The organism is Streptomyces sp. NBC_01390, assembly GCF_045040105.1.
In the GTDB taxonomy this organism is placed as follows: domain Bacteria; phylum Actinomycetota; class Actinomycetes; order Streptomycetales; family Streptomycetaceae; genus Streptomyces.
In genome coordinates this window covers 1,279,298-1,297,296 of the sequence record NZ_CP109551.1, presented here as the reverse complement: position 1 = coordinate 1,297,296, position 17,999 = coordinate 1,279,298, and the positions used below count along the sequence as shown (strand labels likewise).

Annotated in this window: 21 protein-coding genes; 14 read left to right on the top strand and 7 right to left on the bottom strand. The window is 71.1% G+C overall.

The window, feature by feature from the left end; all coding sequences use genetic code 11:
- Positions 1-7: 7 nt before the first annotated feature.
- Both OG241_RS05520 and OG241_RS05515 read right to left on the bottom strand, forming a co-directional pair.
- The gene (locus tag OG241_RS05520) at positions 8-316 is read right to left on the bottom strand and encodes a hypothetical protein (protein WP_105975329.1); all 309 of its coding nucleotides are present in this window, start codon (positions 314-316) and stop codon (positions 8-10) included.
- A 7-nt stretch (positions 317-323) separates the two neighbouring features.
- Positions 324-968, bottom strand: a complete 645-nt coding sequence (locus tag OG241_RS05515; protein ID WP_405814003.1) for an ATP-dependent Clp protease proteolytic subunit — start codon at positions 966-968, stop codon at positions 324-326.
- Between the two features lie 200 nt (positions 969-1,168).
- Between OG241_RS05515 and OG241_RS05510 the strand changes: the two genes are divergently transcribed.
- The 10 genes from OG241_RS05510 to OG241_RS05465 all read left to right on the top strand — a co-directional run bounded on the left by OG241_RS05510 (position 1,169) and on the right by OG241_RS05465 (position 8,759).
- The gene (locus OG241_RS05510) at positions 1,169-1,456 is read left to right on the top strand and encodes a type II toxin-antitoxin system Phd/YefM family antitoxin (RefSeq protein ID WP_319098343.1); all 288 of its coding nucleotides are present in this window, start codon (positions 1,169-1,171) and stop codon (positions 1,454-1,456) included.
- 277 nt (positions 1,457-1,733) lie between these two features.
- Complete coding sequence (locus OG241_RS05505; RefSeq protein ID WP_405814001.1) at positions 1,734-1,859, top strand: hypothetical protein; 126 nt, start codon at positions 1,734-1,736, stop codon at positions 1,857-1,859.
- Between the two features lie 66 nt (positions 1,860-1,925).
- Positions 1,926-2,108, top strand: coding sequence for a hypothetical protein (locus OG241_RS05500; protein WP_405814000.1), 183 nt, complete (start codon positions 1,926-1,928; stop codon positions 2,106-2,108).
- A 111-nt stretch (positions 2,109-2,219) separates the two neighbouring features.
- Complete coding sequence (locus tag OG241_RS05495) at positions 2,220-2,522, top strand: urease subunit gamma (RefSeq protein WP_334591860.1); 303 nt, start codon at positions 2,220-2,222, stop codon at positions 2,520-2,522.
- Positions 2,523-2,536: 14 nt separating this feature from the next.
- Positions 2,537-2,848 (top strand): urease subunit beta, encoded by a 312-nt coding sequence (locus OG241_RS05490; RefSeq protein WP_405813999.1) that lies wholly within the window; start codon positions 2,537-2,539, stop codon positions 2,846-2,848.
- Positions 2,841-4,562, top strand: coding sequence for an urease subunit alpha (locus tag OG241_RS05485; protein ID WP_405813998.1), 1,722 nt, complete (start codon positions 2,841-2,843; stop codon positions 4,560-4,562). The genes OG241_RS05490 and OG241_RS05485 overlap by 8 nt, the downstream gene beginning before the upstream one ends.
- Before the next feature lie 13 nt (positions 4,563-4,575).
- Positions 4,576-5,250, top strand: coding sequence for an urease accessory protein UreF (locus tag OG241_RS05480; protein ID WP_405813997.1), 675 nt, complete (start codon positions 4,576-4,578; stop codon positions 5,248-5,250).
- A gap of 275 nt (positions 5,251-5,525) precedes the next feature.
- The gene (gene ureG / locus OG241_RS05475) at positions 5,526-6,206 is read left to right on the top strand and encodes an urease accessory protein UreG (RefSeq protein WP_405813996.1); all 681 of its coding nucleotides are present in this window, start codon (positions 5,526-5,528) and stop codon (positions 6,204-6,206) included.
- A complete protein-coding gene (locus tag OG241_RS05470) occupies positions 6,203-6,973 on the top strand; it encodes an urease accessory protein UreD (RefSeq protein WP_405826063.1) in 771 nt (256 codons plus the stop codon). The genes ureG and OG241_RS05470 overlap by 4 nt, the downstream gene beginning before the upstream one ends.
- 190 nt (positions 6,974-7,163) lie before the next feature.
- A complete protein-coding gene (locus OG241_RS05465) occupies positions 7,164-8,759 on the top strand; it encodes an alpha/beta hydrolase (RefSeq protein ID WP_405813994.1) in 1,596 nt (531 codons plus the stop codon).
- A gap of 72 nt (positions 8,760-8,831) precedes the next feature.
- Here OG241_RS05465 and OG241_RS05460 read toward each other — a convergent pair whose 3' ends face one another.
- The 5 genes from OG241_RS05460 to OG241_RS05440 all read right to left on the bottom strand — a co-directional run bounded on the left by OG241_RS05460 (position 8,832) and on the right by OG241_RS05440 (position 13,706).
- Positions 8,832-9,854, bottom strand: coding sequence for an NAD-dependent epimerase/dehydratase family protein (locus OG241_RS05460; protein WP_405826061.1), 1,023 nt, complete (start codon positions 9,852-9,854; stop codon positions 8,832-8,834).
- A gap of 104 nt (positions 9,855-9,958) precedes the next feature.
- A complete protein-coding gene (locus OG241_RS05455; protein WP_405813993.1) occupies positions 9,959-10,708 on the bottom strand; it encodes a lysophospholipid acyltransferase family protein in 750 nt (249 codons plus the stop codon).
- A gap of 304 nt (positions 10,709-11,012) precedes the next feature.
- Positions 11,013-12,257, bottom strand: a complete 1,245-nt coding sequence (rocD, locus tag OG241_RS05450) for an ornithine--oxo-acid transaminase (protein ID WP_405813992.1) — start codon at positions 12,255-12,257, stop codon at positions 11,013-11,015.
- Positions 12,254-13,066, bottom strand: coding sequence for a dimethylargininase (gene ddaH, locus OG241_RS05445; protein ID WP_405813991.1), 813 nt, complete (start codon positions 13,064-13,066; stop codon positions 12,254-12,256). Before ddaH ends, rocD begins: the two co-directional genes overlap by 4 nt.
- 124 nt (positions 13,067-13,190) lie before the next feature.
- Positions 13,191-13,706 (bottom strand): Lrp/AsnC family transcriptional regulator, encoded by a 516-nt coding sequence (locus OG241_RS05440; RefSeq protein ID WP_405813990.1) that lies wholly within the window; start codon positions 13,704-13,706, stop codon positions 13,191-13,193.
- A gap of 100 nt (positions 13,707-13,806) precedes the next feature.
- Between OG241_RS05440 and OG241_RS05435 the strand changes: the two genes are divergently transcribed.
- From OG241_RS05435 to OG241_RS05420, 4 genes are read left to right on the top strand one after another with little or no spacing between them, the layout of a single operon-like run.
- On the top strand, positions 13,807-14,574 hold the full coding sequence (locus tag OG241_RS05435) for a LytR/AlgR family response regulator transcription factor (RefSeq protein WP_405813989.1): 768 nt from the start codon (positions 13,807-13,809) through the stop codon (positions 14,572-14,574).
- Between the two features lie 17 nt (positions 14,575-14,591).
- A complete protein-coding gene (locus tag OG241_RS05430; RefSeq protein WP_405813988.1) occupies positions 14,592-14,957 on the top strand; it encodes a hypothetical protein in 366 nt (121 codons plus the stop codon).
- A 24-nt stretch (positions 14,958-14,981) separates the two neighbouring features.
- A complete protein-coding gene (locus OG241_RS05425) occupies positions 14,982-16,751 on the top strand; it encodes a cation acetate symporter (RefSeq protein ID WP_405813987.1) in 1,770 nt (589 codons plus the stop codon).
- Positions 16,748-17,962 carry a sensor histidine kinase gene (locus tag OG241_RS05420; protein ID WP_405813985.1) on the top strand — a complete coding sequence of 405 codons (1,215 nt, stop codon included), beginning with the start codon at positions 16,748-16,750 and terminating at the stop codon, positions 17,960-17,962. Before OG241_RS05425 ends, OG241_RS05420 begins: the two co-directional genes overlap by 4 nt.
- Positions 17,963-17,999 lie beyond the last annotated feature (37 nt).

The following is a 17,999-nucleotide window of genomic DNA, read 5'->3' as shown; positions in this document are numbered from 1 at the left end:
CGGCGCGTCAACCGGCGGGCTCACGAGGAACGGTGACGCGCGCCGTGCGGCGCTCCCCGTCCAGGACGCGCAGCGCACGCGCCAGCGTATGGGCGTGCACCTCGGCCTCGCCCCGCTGGTGCATCAGCTCCAGCGCGTCGCGCAACGCCACCGCCTTGGCGACGAGCGCCTGCGCGGCCCTCAGCCCGCGGTAGGTGTCGCCGTGATAGGCGGGATTGATACGGCCGAGCAGATCGGCCACTTCGAGGTAACGGTCGATCAACTCGCCCTCCGCGCGCGTCAGCGCGGGCAGCGGAGGAAGTTCGGGTGGAAGCATCGGCGGCTCACCTCGTACCGGGGGTGGGGTGCGACGACTTGCGGCTGGGCACGATCCGGTCCACCAGCCCGTATTCCAGAGCGGCCTGGGCGTCCAGGATCTTGTCCCGCTCGATGTCCGCGGCGACCCGCTCCGCGCTCTGGCCGGTGTGCCGTACGAGCAGTTCTTCCAGCAGGTTACGGACCCGGCCCAACTCCTGGGCCTGAATGGAGAGATCGCTCACCTGGCCGTGGACCGGCTCGGACAGCGAGGGCTGGTGGATCAGCACCCGGGCTCCCGGCAGCGCGCTGCGCTTGCCCGGCGTACCCGCGGCCAGCAGCACGGCCGCCGCGGAGGCCGCCTGCCCCAGGCAGACCGTCTCCACGTCGCAGGTGACGAACCGCATCGTGTCGTAGATCGCCGTCATCGCGCTGAACGAGCCGCCGGGGGAGTTGATGTACAGGGAGATGTCCCGGTCGGGCGCGAGGTACTCGAGATGCATGAACTGGGCCATCACGTCGTTCGCCGAGGTGTCGTCGACCGGCGTCCCGAGAAAGACGATCCGCTCTTCCAGGAGCTTCGAGTACGGATCGAGCGTCCGGCTCCCGGAACTGGTGCGTTCGGTGAACTCGGGCAGGACGTAACGGGCTGACGGGTCGTCGCTGGCGTTCATGGCGTGCGCCTCCTCGATGGCTTCCGTAAAAAATGTACAGGACGTACAGAGCCCGGCGCGAGGGGGTGCGTGAGCTTTTCGGCCCGGGGTTCGGAAGCGCCCCAAAGGGGCCCGGGGAACCGCGCGACCGGCCCCAACGGCGCCGCAGTGAACCGGCAACCTTTCGCCGCCCCTCCAGCGGAGCGCTTACGCTGGAACACATGGCCTACGAGATTCCGGTGACGCAAGCCAGGGCTGAGCTCGCCGACCTGATCAACAAGGTGGTGTACGGCGGTGAGCGCGTCGTCGTGACGCGGCACGGCAAGCCCCTCGTCGCCCTGGTCTCCGCGGCCGACCTGGAACGCCTCGACGAACTGGACGCGGCGGAGGAACAGGTCGTCGGCGCGGTCTCCAGCGCGGTCTCCAGCGTCAGGGAGGTCGCTGCGGCGCCCGTCGAACGGCAGCGGTTCGGCATCGCGGCGGAGCACAGGCGGCCCGGGGCGCGCTGAAGCGGCGGGGGAGCGGGCGAGTGTGCGTGTGAGGGGTGCGGCGCCGTATACGGTCCGGTTCTCGGCGGCGTCCCGGGCGGCGGCCTCGGCGGCGTGGGAGTGGAGCTCGAAGGCACCCTTGGGGGACGACAGTCGCTGCTCGCCCTGGGTGACGCCGAGGCCGGGCCCGCCACGCCGAGCGGCAGATCGCGGGGCTTGATGCGGGCGGCGGGCCAGGCGAAGGCCCAGAGACTACGGCGATCACGCGTCGGAGATGCCCCTGGGTGCTCGCGTCGGCATGGGGGTCGATCTGTCCGCCGGGGCCGTCCACCGCTGCTTCAGCGGCGAGGAGCAGCTGATCGCCGCCATCGTCGCCGAGGTGCTCCGGGAGGTCGGAGGCGCCTTCGAGACGGCATGGAGGTGATGGGCGGGATGCGGCGAGCCGGCAAAGGTCCTCGACCAGGGCTGCGCCAAGGTCCGTGAGCCGTCGGTGCGGCTGGTCGAGCGCTATCAGGAAGCCGCCCGGACCATGATCGCCGCGGCCCGGGGCTTCGTCGCTCAGACGGCCCTCTTCGGCGACACGTCGGTGGAAGTGTTCCACGACGGTCTGCGCGGTCTGATGAGCTTGGGCGGGCCCGCTCGAAGTGAGCCGGGTGGATCACAGGCCGGTTAACGTCCTTGAAACTCCGGCCAACTAGCGTGCCCATCTCGCCACCAGCGGTTTTGGTGGCACCGGGCAACCGGACCCCGCACGGTCCGGAGCGAGGATGTGAGGTGGCAAGGCGTGCAACTGACCCCGCACGAGCAGGAGAGGCTGCTGATCCATGTGGCGGCGGACGTGGCCGAGAAGCGCCGGGCCCGTGGGCTCAGGCTGAACCATCCCGAGTCGGTCGCGTTGATCACCTCGCACATTCTTGAGGGCGCCCGTGACGGACGTACGGTCGCCGAACTGATGTCCTCCGGACGCACGCTGCTGACCAGGGAAGACGTCATGGAGGGCATCCCCGAGATGATCCACGACGTCCAGGTCGAGGCGACCTTCCCGGACGGCACCAAGCTCGTCACCGTCCACGACCCGATCGTCTGAGGGGAGTGGCTGCCGTGATTCCCGGAGAGTTCCTGTTCGCCGACGGACCCGTTGTGTACAACGAGGGCCGCGAGGTCACGACGATGACCGTGCTGAACGCCGCCGACCGGCCCGTCCAGGTCGGCTCCCACTACCACTTCGCCGAGGCCAACCCCGGCCTTGAGTTCGACCGTGCGGCAGCGCGCGGCAAGCGGCTCAACGTCGCCGCCGGCACCGCCGTACGCTTCGAACCCGGCATCCCCGTCGACGTAGAACTTGTTCCGCTCGCCGGCGCGCGCATCGTGCCCGGACTGCGCGGGGAGACCGGAGGTGCCCTCGATGCCTGAGATCTCGCGTGCCGCGTACGCGGACCTGTTCGGCCCCACCACCGGCGACCGTATCCGGCTCGCCGACACCGACCTGCTGATCGAGATCGAGGAGGACCGCAGCGGCGGTCCCGGTCTCGCCGGTGACGAGGCGGTGTTCGGGGGTGGCAAGGTCATCCGCGAATCCATGGGCCAGGCCCGCGCTACGCGCGCAGACGGCACCCCCGACACGGTCATCACCGGCGCGGTGATCGTCGACCACTGGGGCATCATCAAGGCCGACATCGGCATCCGGGACGGCCGCGTCACCGGCATCGGCAAGGCCGGCAACCCCGACACGATGGACGGGATCCATCCCGACCTGGTCATCGGTCCCGAGACCGAGATCATCGCCGGCAACGGCCGGATCCTGACGGCCGGCGCCATCGACGCGCACGTCCATCTGATCTGCCCGCAGATCGCCGACGAGGCGCTCGCATCCGGCGTCACGACCCTCATCGGCGGTGGCACGGGCCCGGCCGAGGGTTCGAAGGCGACGACGGTGACCCCCGGCCCCTGGCACCTCGCCCGGATGCTGGAGGCGATGGAGCAGTACCCGCTCAACTTCGGCCTGCTCGGCAAGGGCAACACCGTCTCGCACGACGCGATGCTCTCCCAGATCCGCGGCGGCGCCCTCGGCCTGAAGATCCACGAGGACTGGGGCTCGACCCCGGCCGCCATCGACGCGGCCCTGACCGTCGCCGACCGGACGGGCATCCAGGTCGCCATCCACACGGACACCCTCAACGAGGCCGGCTTCGTGGCCGACACGCTCGCGGCCATCGCGGGCCGGGGCATCCACGCCTACCACACCGAGGGTGCGGGCGGCGGGCACGCGCCGGACATCATGTCCGTGGTCTCAGAGCCGCACGTCCTGCCGAGCTCGACCAACCCGACCCGGCCGTACACCGTCAACACCGCCGACGAACACCTCGACATGCTGATGGTCTGCCACCACCTGAACCCGACGGTGCCGGAGGACCTGGCGTTCGCCGAGTCACGTATCCGGCCGTCGACGATCGGGGCGGAGGACATCCTCCATGACCTGGGTGCCATTTCGATCATCTCGTCCGACGCCCAGGCGATGGGACGGGTCGGCGAGGTCATCATGCGGACCTGGCAGACGGCCCATGTGATGAAGCGCCGCCGGGGTGCCCTGCCGGGCGACGGCAGCGCGGACAATCACCGTGTACGTCGCTATGTCGCCAAGTACACGATCAACCCGGCCCTCGCCCAGGGCCTCGCGCGGGAGATCGGGTCCGTGGAGACGGGCAAGCTGGCCGACCTGGTCCTCTGGGAGCCCGCCTTCTTCGGGGTCAAGCCGCATCTCGTCATCAAGGGCGGCCAGATCGCCTACGCGCAGATGGGCGACGCCAACGCCTCCATCCCGACTCCGCAGCCGATCCTGCCCCGGCCGATGTTCGGCGCGATCGGACGGGCACCGGCGTCCAACTCGTTCAACTTCGTCTCCCAGTTGGCGATCGAGGACGGGCTGCCCGAGCGGCTTCAGCTCGGTAAGCGGTTCGTCGCTATCGAGTCGACCCGTGCGGTGACCAAGGCCGACATGCGGGAGAACTCCGCGAGGCCGGACGTACGGATCAACCCCGACAGCTTCGCCGTGCACATCGACGGGGAACTGGTCGAGGCCACTCCGGCCGCCGAACTGCCCATGGCCCAGCGGTACTTCCTCTTCTGATGGGCGGCGCGAGATGAGTAGGGCGGCGCTGCTCGTCCTGGCCGACGGTCGCTTCCCCGCCGGAGGGCACGCGCACTCCGGCGGGGCCGAGGCCGCCGTCAAGGCCGGGCGGGTCACCGGCGCCGCCGGCCTGGAGGAGTTCTGCCGGGGGCGGCTGCACACGACGGGGCTGGTGTCGGCCGCGCTGGCCGCGGCTGCCGCGCTGGGAGTCGATCCGGTGCTCCTCGACGGTGCGGCGGACGCGCGGACGCCGTCACCGGCGTTGCGGGTTGCCGCGCGCAAACTGGGGCGGCAGCTGATGCGGGCGGCGCGGGCGACCTGGCCGTCGGCCGAACTGGAAGCGCTGGCGCGGGAGTTCCCCAAGGGGGCGCATCAGCCGGTGGTGCTGGGGCTGGCGGCCAGGGCGGCGGGGCTGGGGCCGGAGGACGCGGCGTACTGCTCCGTGTACGAGTGCGTCAGCGGGCCCGCGACGGCGGTGGTGCGGTTGCTGAGCCTTGATCCGTTCGATGCGACGGGGGTGTTGGCTCGGTTGGCGCCGGAGTTGGACCGGGTGGTGGACCGGGCGGTGGAGGCGGCACAGGTGGCGGCCGGGGGCGAGGTGGACGCGTTGCCTGCGGTTTCCGCGCCGATGCTGGAGGTGAGTGCGGAGGGGCATGCGGGGTGGGCGGTGCGGTTGTTCGCGTCGTAGGGGTTCCTCGCCCCCGCCGCCCCTACCCGTCCCATCCCGTTCCTGGGGGCTGCGCCCCCAGACCCCCCTGTCGGCTCTGAAGGGGCCTCGTCCTCAAACGCCGGACGGGCTGGAGGTGCCGGCCGGCGTTGGTATTTCAGCCTCTCCGGCGTTTGAGGAGCGGGGGTTCGGGGGCAGCGCCCCCGAGGACGGGACGGGTAGGGGCGGCGGGGGCGAGAAGAGAAGTCGCCCGGGCACACCACAACACACAGAGACCAGAACTGGAGCCGTATCTCATGCACCTCGACCACTCCCACACCCACGCCGGCACAGCCGTGAGCGCCGACGCGCACCGGCCCGACGGCACCCGGCGAGCCCTGCGCATCGGCCTCGGCGGTCCCGTCGGCTCCGGCAAGACCGCCACCGTCGCCGCCCTCTGCCGTGCCCTGCGCACGGAGCTGTCCCTCGCGGTCGTCACGAACGACATCTACACCCGCGAGGACGCCGAGTTCCTGCTGCGCGAGGCCGTGCTGCCGCCCGAGCGGATCACCGCGGTCGAGACCGGCGCCTGCCCGCACACCGCGATCCGTGACGACATCTCCGCCAACCTCGAAGCCGTCGAGGATCTGGAGGACGAGATCGGGTCGCTCGACATCGTCCTCGTCGAGTCCGGCGGCGACAATCTCACCGCCACCTTCTCCAAGGGCCTCGTCGACGCGCAGATCTTCGTCATCGACGTCGCGGGCGGCGACGACATCCCGCGCAAGGGCGGTCCCGGCGTCACCACCGCTGACCTGCTCGTCGTCAACAAGACGGACCTCGCGCCGTACGTCGGATCCGACCTCGGCCGGATGGCCGCCGACGCGAAAGCGGCGCGCGGGGAGAGGCCCGTCGTCTTCCAGTCGCTGCGCGGTGAGGGCGGCGTCGAGGACGTCGCCGCCTGGGTACGGGCCCAGTTCGCGGCGTGGACGGCATGACCACCGGCGTACGGGCCACCGCTCGGATCGTCGCCCGGCCGGACGGCAGGGGCGGCACCGCCCTGCCGGTGCTCGACGGCGACGGCCCGCTGGCCCTGCGCCGCATCCGCGCGCACGGCGACGAGGCCCGCGTCATGCTGGTCGGCGCCATGAGCGGCCCCCTCGGCGGCGACCGCTTCACCGTCGAGGCGCGAGTGGAGGAGGGCGCCCGACTGCAGCTGGGGTCCGCCGCGGCCACCATCGCACTGCCGGGCCAGGCGAAGGGCGAGGCCCGTTACGACGTACGGATCGAAGTCGCCGACGGCGGTGAACTCCGGTGGCTGCCCGAGCAGTTGATCTGCGCCCAGGGCAGCGAGCTGTGCGTCGGCACCCGCGTCGACCTCGCGCCGGACGCTCGCCTCGTGTTCCGCGAGGAGCAGGTGCTCGGACGCTTCGGTGAGGAGCCCGGGCGGCTCTCCAGCCGCCTCACGGTGCGGGTCGGAGGGCGGGCCGTCCTCGACCAGGAGCTGGCGTGCGGTCCCGGAGCGCCGGGCGGCTGGGACGGGCCCGCCGTACTGGCCGGACATCGCGCACTCGGTCAACTGGTCGTCGTACGCCCGGAGTTCACGGACACGCCGGTCCAGGCCCGGCTGCTGGGGGAGAGTGCCGCGCTCGTTCCGCTCGCCGGACCCGCCGCACTGGTGACGGCGGTCGCGTCGGACGCGCTGCGGTTGCGCCGGGTGCTGGACGAGGCGCTGGCGGCCCTGGCGCCCGCCGGTGGCGGCTGACCCGACCGGGACACCGGCCCGCCCGCCGATCACGGCAAATCCGCACACCGCACCGGATATCCGCTCAGCGGACTCAGGTCACCGTTTATCGGATTGGTAAAGAAGGCTGCTCACCCCCTGGTCACAGATGCCGCACAGCGGCGAGGATCCCCGTTACGACCAAGCACAACTACCCACGGGGAGGTCCCACTTGAGAGGCACCAGACTGACGAGACGAGCCGCCGCGCTCGGCTCCGCCGGAGTACTCGTCACGACGACCCTGATAGCCGGCGCCGTCGCGGCGCCCTCGGCCGTCGCGGACGCCCGCCACGGCCAGGACCGTGAGACGCGCGGCGCGGCCATCACCGCCGCGCGTGCCGCGAAGGCCGGCATCGACTGGCAGGACTGCCCGGCCGACTGGGGCCTGGAGAAGCCGATCCAGTGCGGCTGGGTCACGGTGCCGCTCGACTACGCGAAGCCGTACGGCAAGCAGATCAAGCTCGCCGTCGACCACATCGGCAACACGGGGACGAAGGACGAGCGACAGGGCTCGCTCGTCTACAACCCGGGTGGACCGGGCGCCTCCGGGCTGCGCTTCCCGCGCCGGGTCACGACGAAGAACCCGCTGTGGACCAACGTGTCGAAGGCGTACGACTTCGTGGGCTTCGACCCGCGTGGAGTGGGCCACTCGGCGCCCATATCCTGCGTCGACCCGCAGGAGTTCGTGAAGGCGCCCAAGCCCGACCCGGTGCCGGACACGGAGGCCGACAAGCGCGCCCAGCGCGAGTCGGCCCGTGAGTACGCCGAGGGCTGCTACGAGCGCAGCGGCGAGATGCTCCCGTACATGACCACGCCGAACACCGTCCGCGACCTGGACGTCATCCGTGCCGCGCTGGGGGAGAAGAAGCTCAACTTCCTCGGTGTGTCGTACGGGACGTACATCGCCGCCGTCTACGGGACTCTGTACCCGGGTCACGTCCGCCGCATGATCGCGGACAGTGTCGTCAACCCGTCGCGCGAGAAGATCTGGTACGAGGCCAACCTCGACCAGGACGTCGCCTTCGAGACGCGCTGGAACGACTGGCAGGACTGGGTCGCCAAGAACGACGCGGTCTTCCACCTCGGTACCACGCGCGCCCAGGTGCAGGCGAAGTGGCTGGAGTTGCGGGCCACCGCCAAGGCGAACCCGATCGGCGGGCTCGTCGGACCGGCGGAGCTGCTCTCCTTCTTCCAGGGCGCCCCGTACTACGACTCGTCGTGGATCCCGGTCGCCACCGTGTTCAGCAAGTACTTCGCGGGTGACACCCAGGCGCTCGTCGACGCGGCGGCCCCCGACCTCACGGACATCGCGGGCAACGCGTCCTCCGAGAACGGCAACGCCGTCTACACCGCCGTCGAGTGCACCGACGCCAAGTGGCCCACCAGTTGGAAGAAGTGGGACCGGGACAACACCCGGCTGCACAAGAACTACCCGTTCCTCACCTGGGCCAACGCCTGGATGAACCTGCCGTGCGCCACCTGGCCGGTCAAGCAGCAGACCCCGGTGAACGTGAAGTCCGGCAAGGGCCTGCCGCCCGTGCTGATCGTGCAGTCCACGCGGGACGCGGCCACCCCGTACGACGGCGGCGTCGAACTGCACAAGCGGTTCAAGGGCTCCCGGCTGATCACCGAGAAGGACGCGGGCTCCCACGGTGTCACCGGGCTCGTCAACCCGTGCATCAACGAGCGGGTCGACGCCTATCTGCTCACCGGCAAGGTGGACGCGGCGGACGTGACCTGCACCCCGCACGCCACACCGAAGCCGTAGCACCAGCCGTAGCGGGCAGCTGTCCTACGAGGTGCGGGGCGGCCGGAGATTTCTCTCCGGCCGCCCCGCACGTCACGCGTGCCGTCCCGCGAGCCAGGCGTCCTCCGCCGCGTAGTCGAAGAGGTCGCCGTACGCCTCGTACATCTCGGGATACGCCTCCCGCCAGTCCCGCCCGGCCAGCCGGCCCTCGATCCAGGCGACGGTCTCCGGCAGGCTGTCCGCGTACGTGACCACGGGCCGGTACCCCAACTCCCGTTCCGCGGCGGACATGTCGGACACCACGGGGACCGGAGTCGACCACGGGGTGTCGCCCACGGTGGGCGCCGGGGGAGGACCGTCCACCAGCACGTTCTCCACCTCGATCCCCATCACGGCGTCGATCGCCCCGGCGATCTCCGCCACCGTCGGCGCCTCGGGATCGACGGCGTTCAGGGCCCGCGTACCCGGACGTGCGGCGGCCAGCCGGATCAGCTCGGCGATGTTGTGGACGCTCGCCGGATGGAAACGGCTCGCACCCCCGTAGGCAAGGGCGCGCCGGCGCCGCCCGTCCAGGTTGCGCTTGACGAAGTACAGCTCGCGCGGGCTACGGCAGTACGGCCCGTGGATCGCGCCCGCCCGCAGCAAGGTGGCCGGCAACTGGTCGCCTACGGCGAGGAGTTCACGTTCGAGGCCCGCCTTGCGGGTGCTGTACGAGCTCTCGCCGGGCCGGACCGTGCGCTGCTCCTCGGGGATGGGCACGGGGTACTCGGGGAAGCCGTCGGGCTCCTCCTGCGTGTCGAAGTTCCGGCCCTTGGCGTCCTCGTACACGGACAGGCTGGAGATCACCACGGCCGACCCGAGCCGGCCCGCGAGACCGGTCAACTGCCGTGCGTGCTCGGGCCCGTAGGCCACCATGTCCACGAGCACGTCACATCCCTCGCCCACGACAGCCGCGAGCGCCGCGTCGTCCGCCCGGTCGGCGGCCGTGACCCGCACCTCGTCCGGCCACTCCGTGTCCCGCCCACCGCCACGCGAGACGGCGGTCACCTCCCACCCGTCGCGGGCGAGCGCCCCCACGGCCACCCGCCCGATCTGCCCGGTCGCCCCGATCACCACAGCTCGTCTCATGGAGCGACGGTAACCACTGAGACCGACAGTTCCAGCGGAACTTAGCCACCAGCAGATCGCGACCGCGACTGCGGTCGAGCGGCCCGGCCGCTTCAACTGAGCGGCATACGCGGGAACTTGCGGCCCCGCTGCTCCTTCTCCGCCTTCTTCTCGGCGGCCTTCTGCTCGGCCTCCTCCTTCTTGGCGACGGCCGCGTACTGGTCGACGTACTCCTGCTCGGAGAGGGAGAGAATGGCGTACATGATCTCGTCGGTGATGGCCCGCAGCACCGCCTTCTCGCCTTCCATCCCCTCGTAGCGGGAGAACTCGAGGGGCTTGCCGAAGCGGATCCCCACCGGATGGATGTTCGGGATGACCTTGCCCGGCGGCTGCGCCTCGAAGGTGCCGATCATCGCGCACGGAATGACGGGCACCTGGGCCCTGAGCGCCATGACGGCGACGCCGACCTTGCCCTTGTACAGCCGCCCGTCGTGCGACCGGGTGCCCTCCGGATAGATACCGAGCAGCTCGTCCTTGCTCAGCACCCCGAGCCCCTCACGGATCGCCGCCTGCCCGGCCTCCTTGCCGGACCTGTCCACCGGGATCTGCCCGGCGCTGCGGAAGAAGAACGCGGTCAGCCGCCCCTTGATCCCGGGACCCGTGAAGTACTCGGCCTTCGCGAGGAAGGTGATGCGCCGCTTGAGGATCGCGGGCATCAGGAAGTGGTCCGAGAACGACAGATGATTACCGGCGACGATGGCGGCACCCGACGACGGCACGTGTTCGAGCCCCTCGATCCGGGGCCGGAAGACGAGTTTCAGCAGCGGCCCGAGCAGCACGTATTTGAGTACGTAGTAGAACAAGGGGGTCGCTCCTCAGATCAATGCAGGTCAACGCAGGTCAACGGGGTGCGCGTCGGGACGTCAGTGTATGTGCCGGGGCCGCCACCTGTAACGGGGGCGATCAGCCTCGGATGCGGCTCGAACACAGTCCGGCAGGACCCGTAGACACGCTTGGAACCCACTCCTGCGCCGAGGGCGACCGACCGCCGGTCGCGCGCCGCGCCCGGTGGTCGGTCGGCCGATCCCTCGGTGGCTGTCGATGACGGCACGGCGGCAGGCCCGCCCGCCCGGGTGAGGGGTGGGGGAGTCGCCGTGCCGTCCGCCGTCAGGCTCCCTGTGTCAGCACCCTCTCCAACGCGCCCAGCGCCGTCCCCAGCTCCTCCCCGGTGACCGTCAGCGGCGGCGCCAGCCGGATTGTCGAGCCATGGGTGTCCTTGACGAGGATCCCCTCCCGCATCAGGCGCTCACTGATCTCCCGCCCGGTCCCGATGGCCGGGTCGATGTCGACGCCCGCCCACAGTCCCCGCGCCCGGAATCCGATGACACCCTTGCCGACAAGGCCGGTCAGGCCGTCGCGCAGGACGATGCCCAACTCGGCCGCCCTGCGCTGGAATTCGCCGGTCTCCAGCAGTTCGACCACCGCTTGGCCGACCGCCGCGGCGAGGGGGTTGCCGCCGAACGTCGAGCCGTGTTCGCCCGGGTGCAGCACCCCGAGGACGTCCCGGCGGGCGACCACCGCCGACACGGGCACGATGCCCCCGCCCAGGGCCTTGCCGAGGAGCAGCATGTCCGGGACGACGTCCTCGTGGTCCACCGCCAGCGTCCGGCCGGTGCGGCCCAGGCCCGACTGGATCTCGTCCGCGACGAACAGACAGCCCTTGCGGCGCGTCAGTTCGCGTACGCCGGTCAGATAGCCGTCGTCCGGGATCAGGACGCCCGCCTCGCCCTGGATGGGCTCCAGGAGGACCGCCGCCGTCGTCTCGTCGATCGCCTCCTCCAGGGCCGCCAGGTCGTTGTAGGGCACGATCCGGAAGCCCGGTGTGAACGGGCCGAAGCCCGCCCTCGCCGTCTCGTCCGTCGAGAAGCTGACGATCGTCGTCGTACGGCCGTGGAAGTTGTCCGCCGCCACCACGATCGTCGCCCGGTCGGCGGGCACGCCCTTCACGTCGTACGCCCATTTGCGGGCCACCTTGACGGCGCTTTCGACCGCCTCCGCGCCGGTGTTCATCGGCAGGACCATGTCCAGGCCCGTCAACTCGGCCAGGGAGGTGGCGAACTGGGCGAGACGGTCGTTGTGGAAGGCGCGGGAGGTGAGGGTGAGGCGGTCCAGCTGGCGGTGTGCCGCCTCGATCAGCGCCGGGTGGCGGTGGCCGAAGTTGAGGGCCGAGTAGCCGGCCAGCATGTCCAGGTAGCGGCGGCCCTCGACGTCCTCGACCCAGGCGCCCTCGGCGCGGGCCACCACCACGGGCAGCGGGTGGTAGTTGTGCGCGAGGACCGGTTCCTCGGCGCGGATCAGGTCCGCGGAGGTCTGCGTGCCGGTGCCGGGTCCTGTGCTCGTGGGTGCGGTCATGAGCGGATCTCCTGAGTGCAGCACTTGATGCCGCCGCCGGCCTTGCGGAACTCCGACAGGTCGACGGGGACGGGAAGGTAGCCGTGGCGCGTCAGTTCGGCGGTGAGGGCCGTGGCGCCCGGGTCGATGAAGACATGGCGGCCGTCGGAGACCGAGTTCAGCCCGAACGTCATCGCGTCCTCGCGGGTCGCCACGACCGCGTCCGGATACAGCCGGGCCAGCACCTCGCGGCTGCCCGGCGAGAACGCGTCCGGGTAGTACGCGATGTTGCTCTCGTCGAGGACGAACAGCGCCGTGTCCAGGTGGTAGAAGTACGGGTCCGTCAGCTTGAGGCCGATCACCGGGACGCCGAAGTACTCCTGCACCTCGTGATGGGCCTCACGGGTCGTACGGAAGCCCGTGCCCGCCAGGATCCAGCGGCCGGCCGGGACCAGGTCGCCCTCGCCCTCGCACACCGACTCGGGGCGGTATACGTCGAAGCCCGCCGACTTGAACCACGTCTCGTACGCGGTCGACTCGGGGCGGCGCTCCGGGGCGTGGAAGGACGAGCCGAAGACCCGGCCCGCTACGACGACCGCCGAGTTCGCCGCGAACACCATGTCGGGCAGGCCGGCGACCGGCTCCACGGTGTCCACGGTGTGGCCATGGGCGCGGTAGGCGCTGATCAGTGAGCGCCACTGCTCCTGGGCCAGATCCACATCCGCCCTGGTGTCGGGGTTCATCCAGGGGTTGATCGCGTACTGCACGGCGAAATGTCTGGGTTCACAGACGAGAAAGCGCCGGGGGCGCGGCACACGGCTGTCGGGCACAGAGGGGTTCCTCCGCTTCCTGCAATGTTCCAGTGGGATGTACACCACGGTAGGAACTGAGCCCGACGCTCGACAAGCGACAACGATTGCGTGTTCGCGCAGGAATCCTGCGTCTTTGCGCCGCTCAGCGCAGGTCTGTTGCGTTGTCCGAAGTGGTGTTCGGAGCGGGGTGGGTAGCGCCCGCCTCGGGGCTTTCCGGGAGGAGGTGGGACAGCACCATGTAGCTGATCGTCTTCCGGATGAACGGCTCGGTGCGGATGCGCTCCAGCACGTTCTCGAAGTGCTCCACATCCGTCGCCCGCACATGCAGCAGCGCGTCCGCGCCGCCCGTCACCGTCATCGCCGCAGTGATCTCCGGATGGTTGCGCACCACCTCCGCCAGCCGCCGCGGCGGCGCCGCGCCCTCGCAGTACACCTCGACGTACGCCTCCGTGCTCCAGCCGAGCGCCGACGGCTCCACCGTCGCGGTGAACCCGGTGATCACGCCCGTCTCGCGCAGCCGGTCCACCCGCCGCTTCACCGCCGTGGCCGACAGCCCCACCGTCGCACCGATCTCCGCGAAGCTCGTACGGGCGTTCGCCATCAGGGTGGTGATGATCTTCCGGTCCAGCTCGTCGAAAGGCGCCGGCCTGCTGTTCATCCGGGCACTGTATCCAGCGACCGGCGGGCACCGCGCGCGTTCGCCGCTTGGACGCCCGGCACATGTGCACACGTACGAATTCCACCTACACTCCACCTTCATGCTGCGCGCCCTCGCCGTCGACGACGAACGCCCCTCACTGGAGGAACTCCTCTATCTGCTGCGCGCGGATCCCCGGATCGGCAGCGCCGAGGGGGCCGGGGACGCGACCGAGGCGCTGCGCCGCATCAACCGGGCCCTGGAGTCGGGGCCCGGCGGGCCCGAGGCCATCGACGTGGTGTTCCTGGACATCCACATGCCCGGCCTCGACGGCCTCGACATGGCCCGCCTCCTCACCGGGTTCGCCAAGCCGCCGCTCGTCGTCTTCGTCACCGCCCACGAGGACTTCGCCGTCCAGGCGTTCGACCTCAAGGCCGTGGACTACGTACTGAAGCCGGTACGCAAGGAACGCCTCGCCGAGGCCGTCCGGAGGGCCGCCGAACTGCGCACCAGCGTCCCGCCCGTCGCCGCGCCCATACCCGTGCACGAACCCGACCCCGACCACATACCCGTCGAACTCGGCGGCGTCACCCGCTTCGTCGCCGTCGACGACATCACCCACGTCGAGGCCCAGGGCGACTACGCCCGGCTGCACACCGACCGGGGCAGCCACCTCGTACGCATCCCGCTCTCCACCCTGGAGGAGCGCTGGCGCGCCCGCGGCTTCGTACGCATCCACCGCCGCCATCTCGTCGCCCTGCGCCACATCGGCGAACTCCGCCTCGACGCGGGCGCTGTGAGCGTCCTGGTCGGCACCGAGGAACTCCAGGTCAGCAGGCGGCACGCCCGCGAACTGCGGGACCTGCTGATGCGCCGGCCCGCGGGCTGAGAGGCGGAGCCCCACTCATGCCCCAGGATCCCTCCGAACGCCGGGTCGTCGTCACCGGGCCGCCCCGACGCGCCCGCCGGACCTCCGGCTACTACCGGCCGCGCACCGAGATCGACGAACAGACCACCCTCGGCCACACCTACGTCCGCTCCCTGATGCGCTCCCAACTCCGCGCCGCCTTCACCGTGTTCGCCGTCCTCGCCCTGCTCATCGCCCCGCTGCCGCTGCTCTTCGCGGCGATGCCCGAAGCCCACCACCTGGAGTGGCTGATCCTTGGCTTCGGCCTCTACGCGCCGCTGGTGCTCCTCGCCCGCTGGTACGTGCGGCGCGCCGAACGCAACGAGCGGGACTTCGTCCGGCTGGTCGAGGACCAGGATCGCTGACATGACGAACGAGAAGCGGTCACCGTGAACGAGAACTACGCCGTCCCGGCCGTCGCCCTCGTCGTCGTCGCGACGGTCTTCGTCGGCGCGTTCGGCCTGCGCATCTCCCGCACCACCTCCGACTTCTACGTCGCCTCCCGCACCGTCGGCCCCCGCCTCAACGCCACCGCGATCAGTGGGGAGTACCTCTCAGCCGCCTCCTTCCTCGGCATCGCGGGCCTCGTCCTCGTGCAGGGCCCCGACATGCTCTGGTATCCCGTCGGCTACACCGCCGGCTACCTCCTACTGCTGCTCTTCGTCGCCGCCCCGCTGCGCCGCTCCGGCGCCTACACCCTCCCCGACTTCGCCGAGGCCCGCCTAGCCTCCCAGGCCGTACGACGGCTCGCCGGGGCCTTCGTCGTCGGCGTCGGCTGGCTCTATCTGCTGCCCCAACTCCAGGGCGCCGGGCTGACGTTGGCCGTACTGACCGAGGCGCCCGACTGGGCCGGCGGGGTCATCGTCGCCGTCGTGGTGGTCGCCACCGTCGCCGCCGGCGGTATGCGCAGCATCACCTTCGTCCAGGCCTTCCAGTACTGGCTGAAACTCACCGCGCTGCTCGTCCCCGCCCTCTTCCTCGTCCTCGCCTGGCAGGGCGACGGCGCCCCGCGACACGCCTTCGACGAACCCGCCACCTTTCGCGAACAGCGCGTCGTCCGCGTCGACGACGGCCTCGACCTGAAGCTGAAGGCCCCGCTCACCGTCACCGTGACCGGCACGGTCGACGGCCGCCCGCACGCGGACCAGGTCCTCCGTCTCCCCGTCGGCACCCACCACATCGACCGCGGCACCCGTCTCACCTTCGCCAAGGGCGCCGCCGTCCCCCAGGCCGACCGCGGCACGGGCGGCGGCATGTCGACCTCCCTCGCCGCAGGCCGCGAGGAACGCCCGCTGTACGCCACGTACGGCCTGATCCTCGCCACGTTCCTGGGCACCATGGGCCTTCCGCACGTCGTGGTCCGCTTCTACACCAGCCCGCACGGCGTCGCCGCCCGCCGCACCACCGTCGCCGTCCTGGGCCTCATCGGCGCCTTCTACCTCCTCCCGCCCGTCTACGGCGCCCTGGGCCGCCTCTACGCCCCCGAACTGGCCCTCACCTCCAACGCCGACGCCGCCGTCCTCCTGCTGCCCGACCGGGTGATCGGCGGCCTCGGCGGCGACCTGCTCGGCGCACTGGTCGCCGGCGGCGCCTTCGCCGCGTTCCTGTCCACCGCGTCCGGGCTCACCATGGCCGTCGCCGGCGTCCTCACCCAGGACGTCCTGCCCTCACGCGGAGTACGGCACTTCCGGCTCGGTACGGTCATCGCCATGGCCGTCCCGCTGGCCGCCAGCGCCATCGTCGGCGGACTCCCGGTCGCCGACGCGGTCGGGCTCGCCTTCGCCGTCTCCGCGTCCTCGTTCTGCCCGCTGCTCGTCCTCGGTATCTGGTGGCGCCGGCTGACCCCGCCCGGCGCCGCCGCCGGAATGCTGGTCGGCGGCGGCGCCGCGCTTGTCGCCGTGGCCGCGACCATGGCGGGCTTCCCGGGCACCGGCGCCCTGCACGCCCTGCTTGCCTGGCCCGCCCTCTGGTCCGTGCCCCTGGGCTTCCTCACCATGGTCCTGGTGTCCCTGGCCACCCCGGGCCGCGTCCCGGCCGGTACGGCCGCCATCCTGGCCCGCTTCCACCTGCCGGAGGAGCTGTCCGGGGCACACGGCGGCCACGGCCACGGTCACGGTCTCGGGGGAGCGGCGGCGCGTACGGAGGTGACCCGGACATGAGCGGATTCCTCGCCGGGCTCTGCGTGGCGATCCTCCCGCTGCTGGCCGCCGGTTTCTGGCTCGGCCGGCGCACCGCCCGCCCCGAACGCCTCGGCGGTCTCGGCACCCCCGTCGAGCACGCCACCTTCGAGACCCTGCACACCGCCTCCCTCGCCGCACCCCCGCTGCGCGCCGGCCTCACCGAGGAGACCGCCGGCCGCTCGGCCCGCCGACTGCGCACCCTGCTCGGCACGGACGCCCTCTGCCTCACCGACCAGGAGTCGGTCCTCGTCTGGGACGGCGTCGGCGAACACCATCGCGCCGAGATCATGCAACGCCTCACAGGCCCCCTGGAGACCGGCCGGGGCGAAGCCCTCCGCCTCACCTGCGACGCCCCGGACTGTCCCCTGCGCTGGGCCGTCGTAGCCCCCCTCACCGTCGACGACCGCGTCCACGGCGTACTGGTCGCGTTCGCGCCCCGCGAGTCCGCCGTCCTCGTCCGCGCCGCCGGAGAGGTCGCGAGATGGGTCTCGGTCCAGTTGGAGTTGGCGGACCTCGACCAGTCCCGCACCCGCCTCATCGAGGCCGAGATCAAGGTACTTCGCGCCCAGATATCCCCGCACTTCATCTTCAACTCGCTCGCGGTGATCGCCTCGTTCGTACGCACCGACCCCGAGCGTGCCCGTGAACTGCTCCTGGAATTCGCGGACTTCACCCGCTACTCGTTCCGCAGGCACGGCGACTTCACCACCCTCGCCGACGAACTCCACGCCATCGACCACTACTTGGCCCTCGTCCGGGCCCGCTTCGGGGATCGCCTCACCGTCACCCTCCAGATCGCCCCCGAGGTCCTCCCGGTCGCCCTGCCCTTCCTCTGCCTCCAGCCCCTCGTGGAGAACGCGGTCAAACACGGCCTGGAGGGCAAGGGGGCAGCCGCCGGCAAGAGCCACATCAGCATCACCGCGCAGGACGCGGGCGCCGAGGCCCTGGTCGTCATCGAGGACGACGGCGCCGGAATGGACCCGGTCCTGCTCCGCCGTATCCTCGCGGGCGAGGCCAGCCCGTCGGGCGGCATCGGGCTCTCGAACGTGGACGACCGGCTCCGCCAGGTCTACGGCGACGACCACGGCCTCGTCATCGAGACGGCGCTCGGTGCGGGCATGAAGATCACCGCCCGGCTGCCGAAGTACCAGCCCGGCGTCCACTCGGCGGGCCGACTCTTCGAGGACTGACCCGACCCGCCCATCAGCCCACCCACCCACTAGCCCA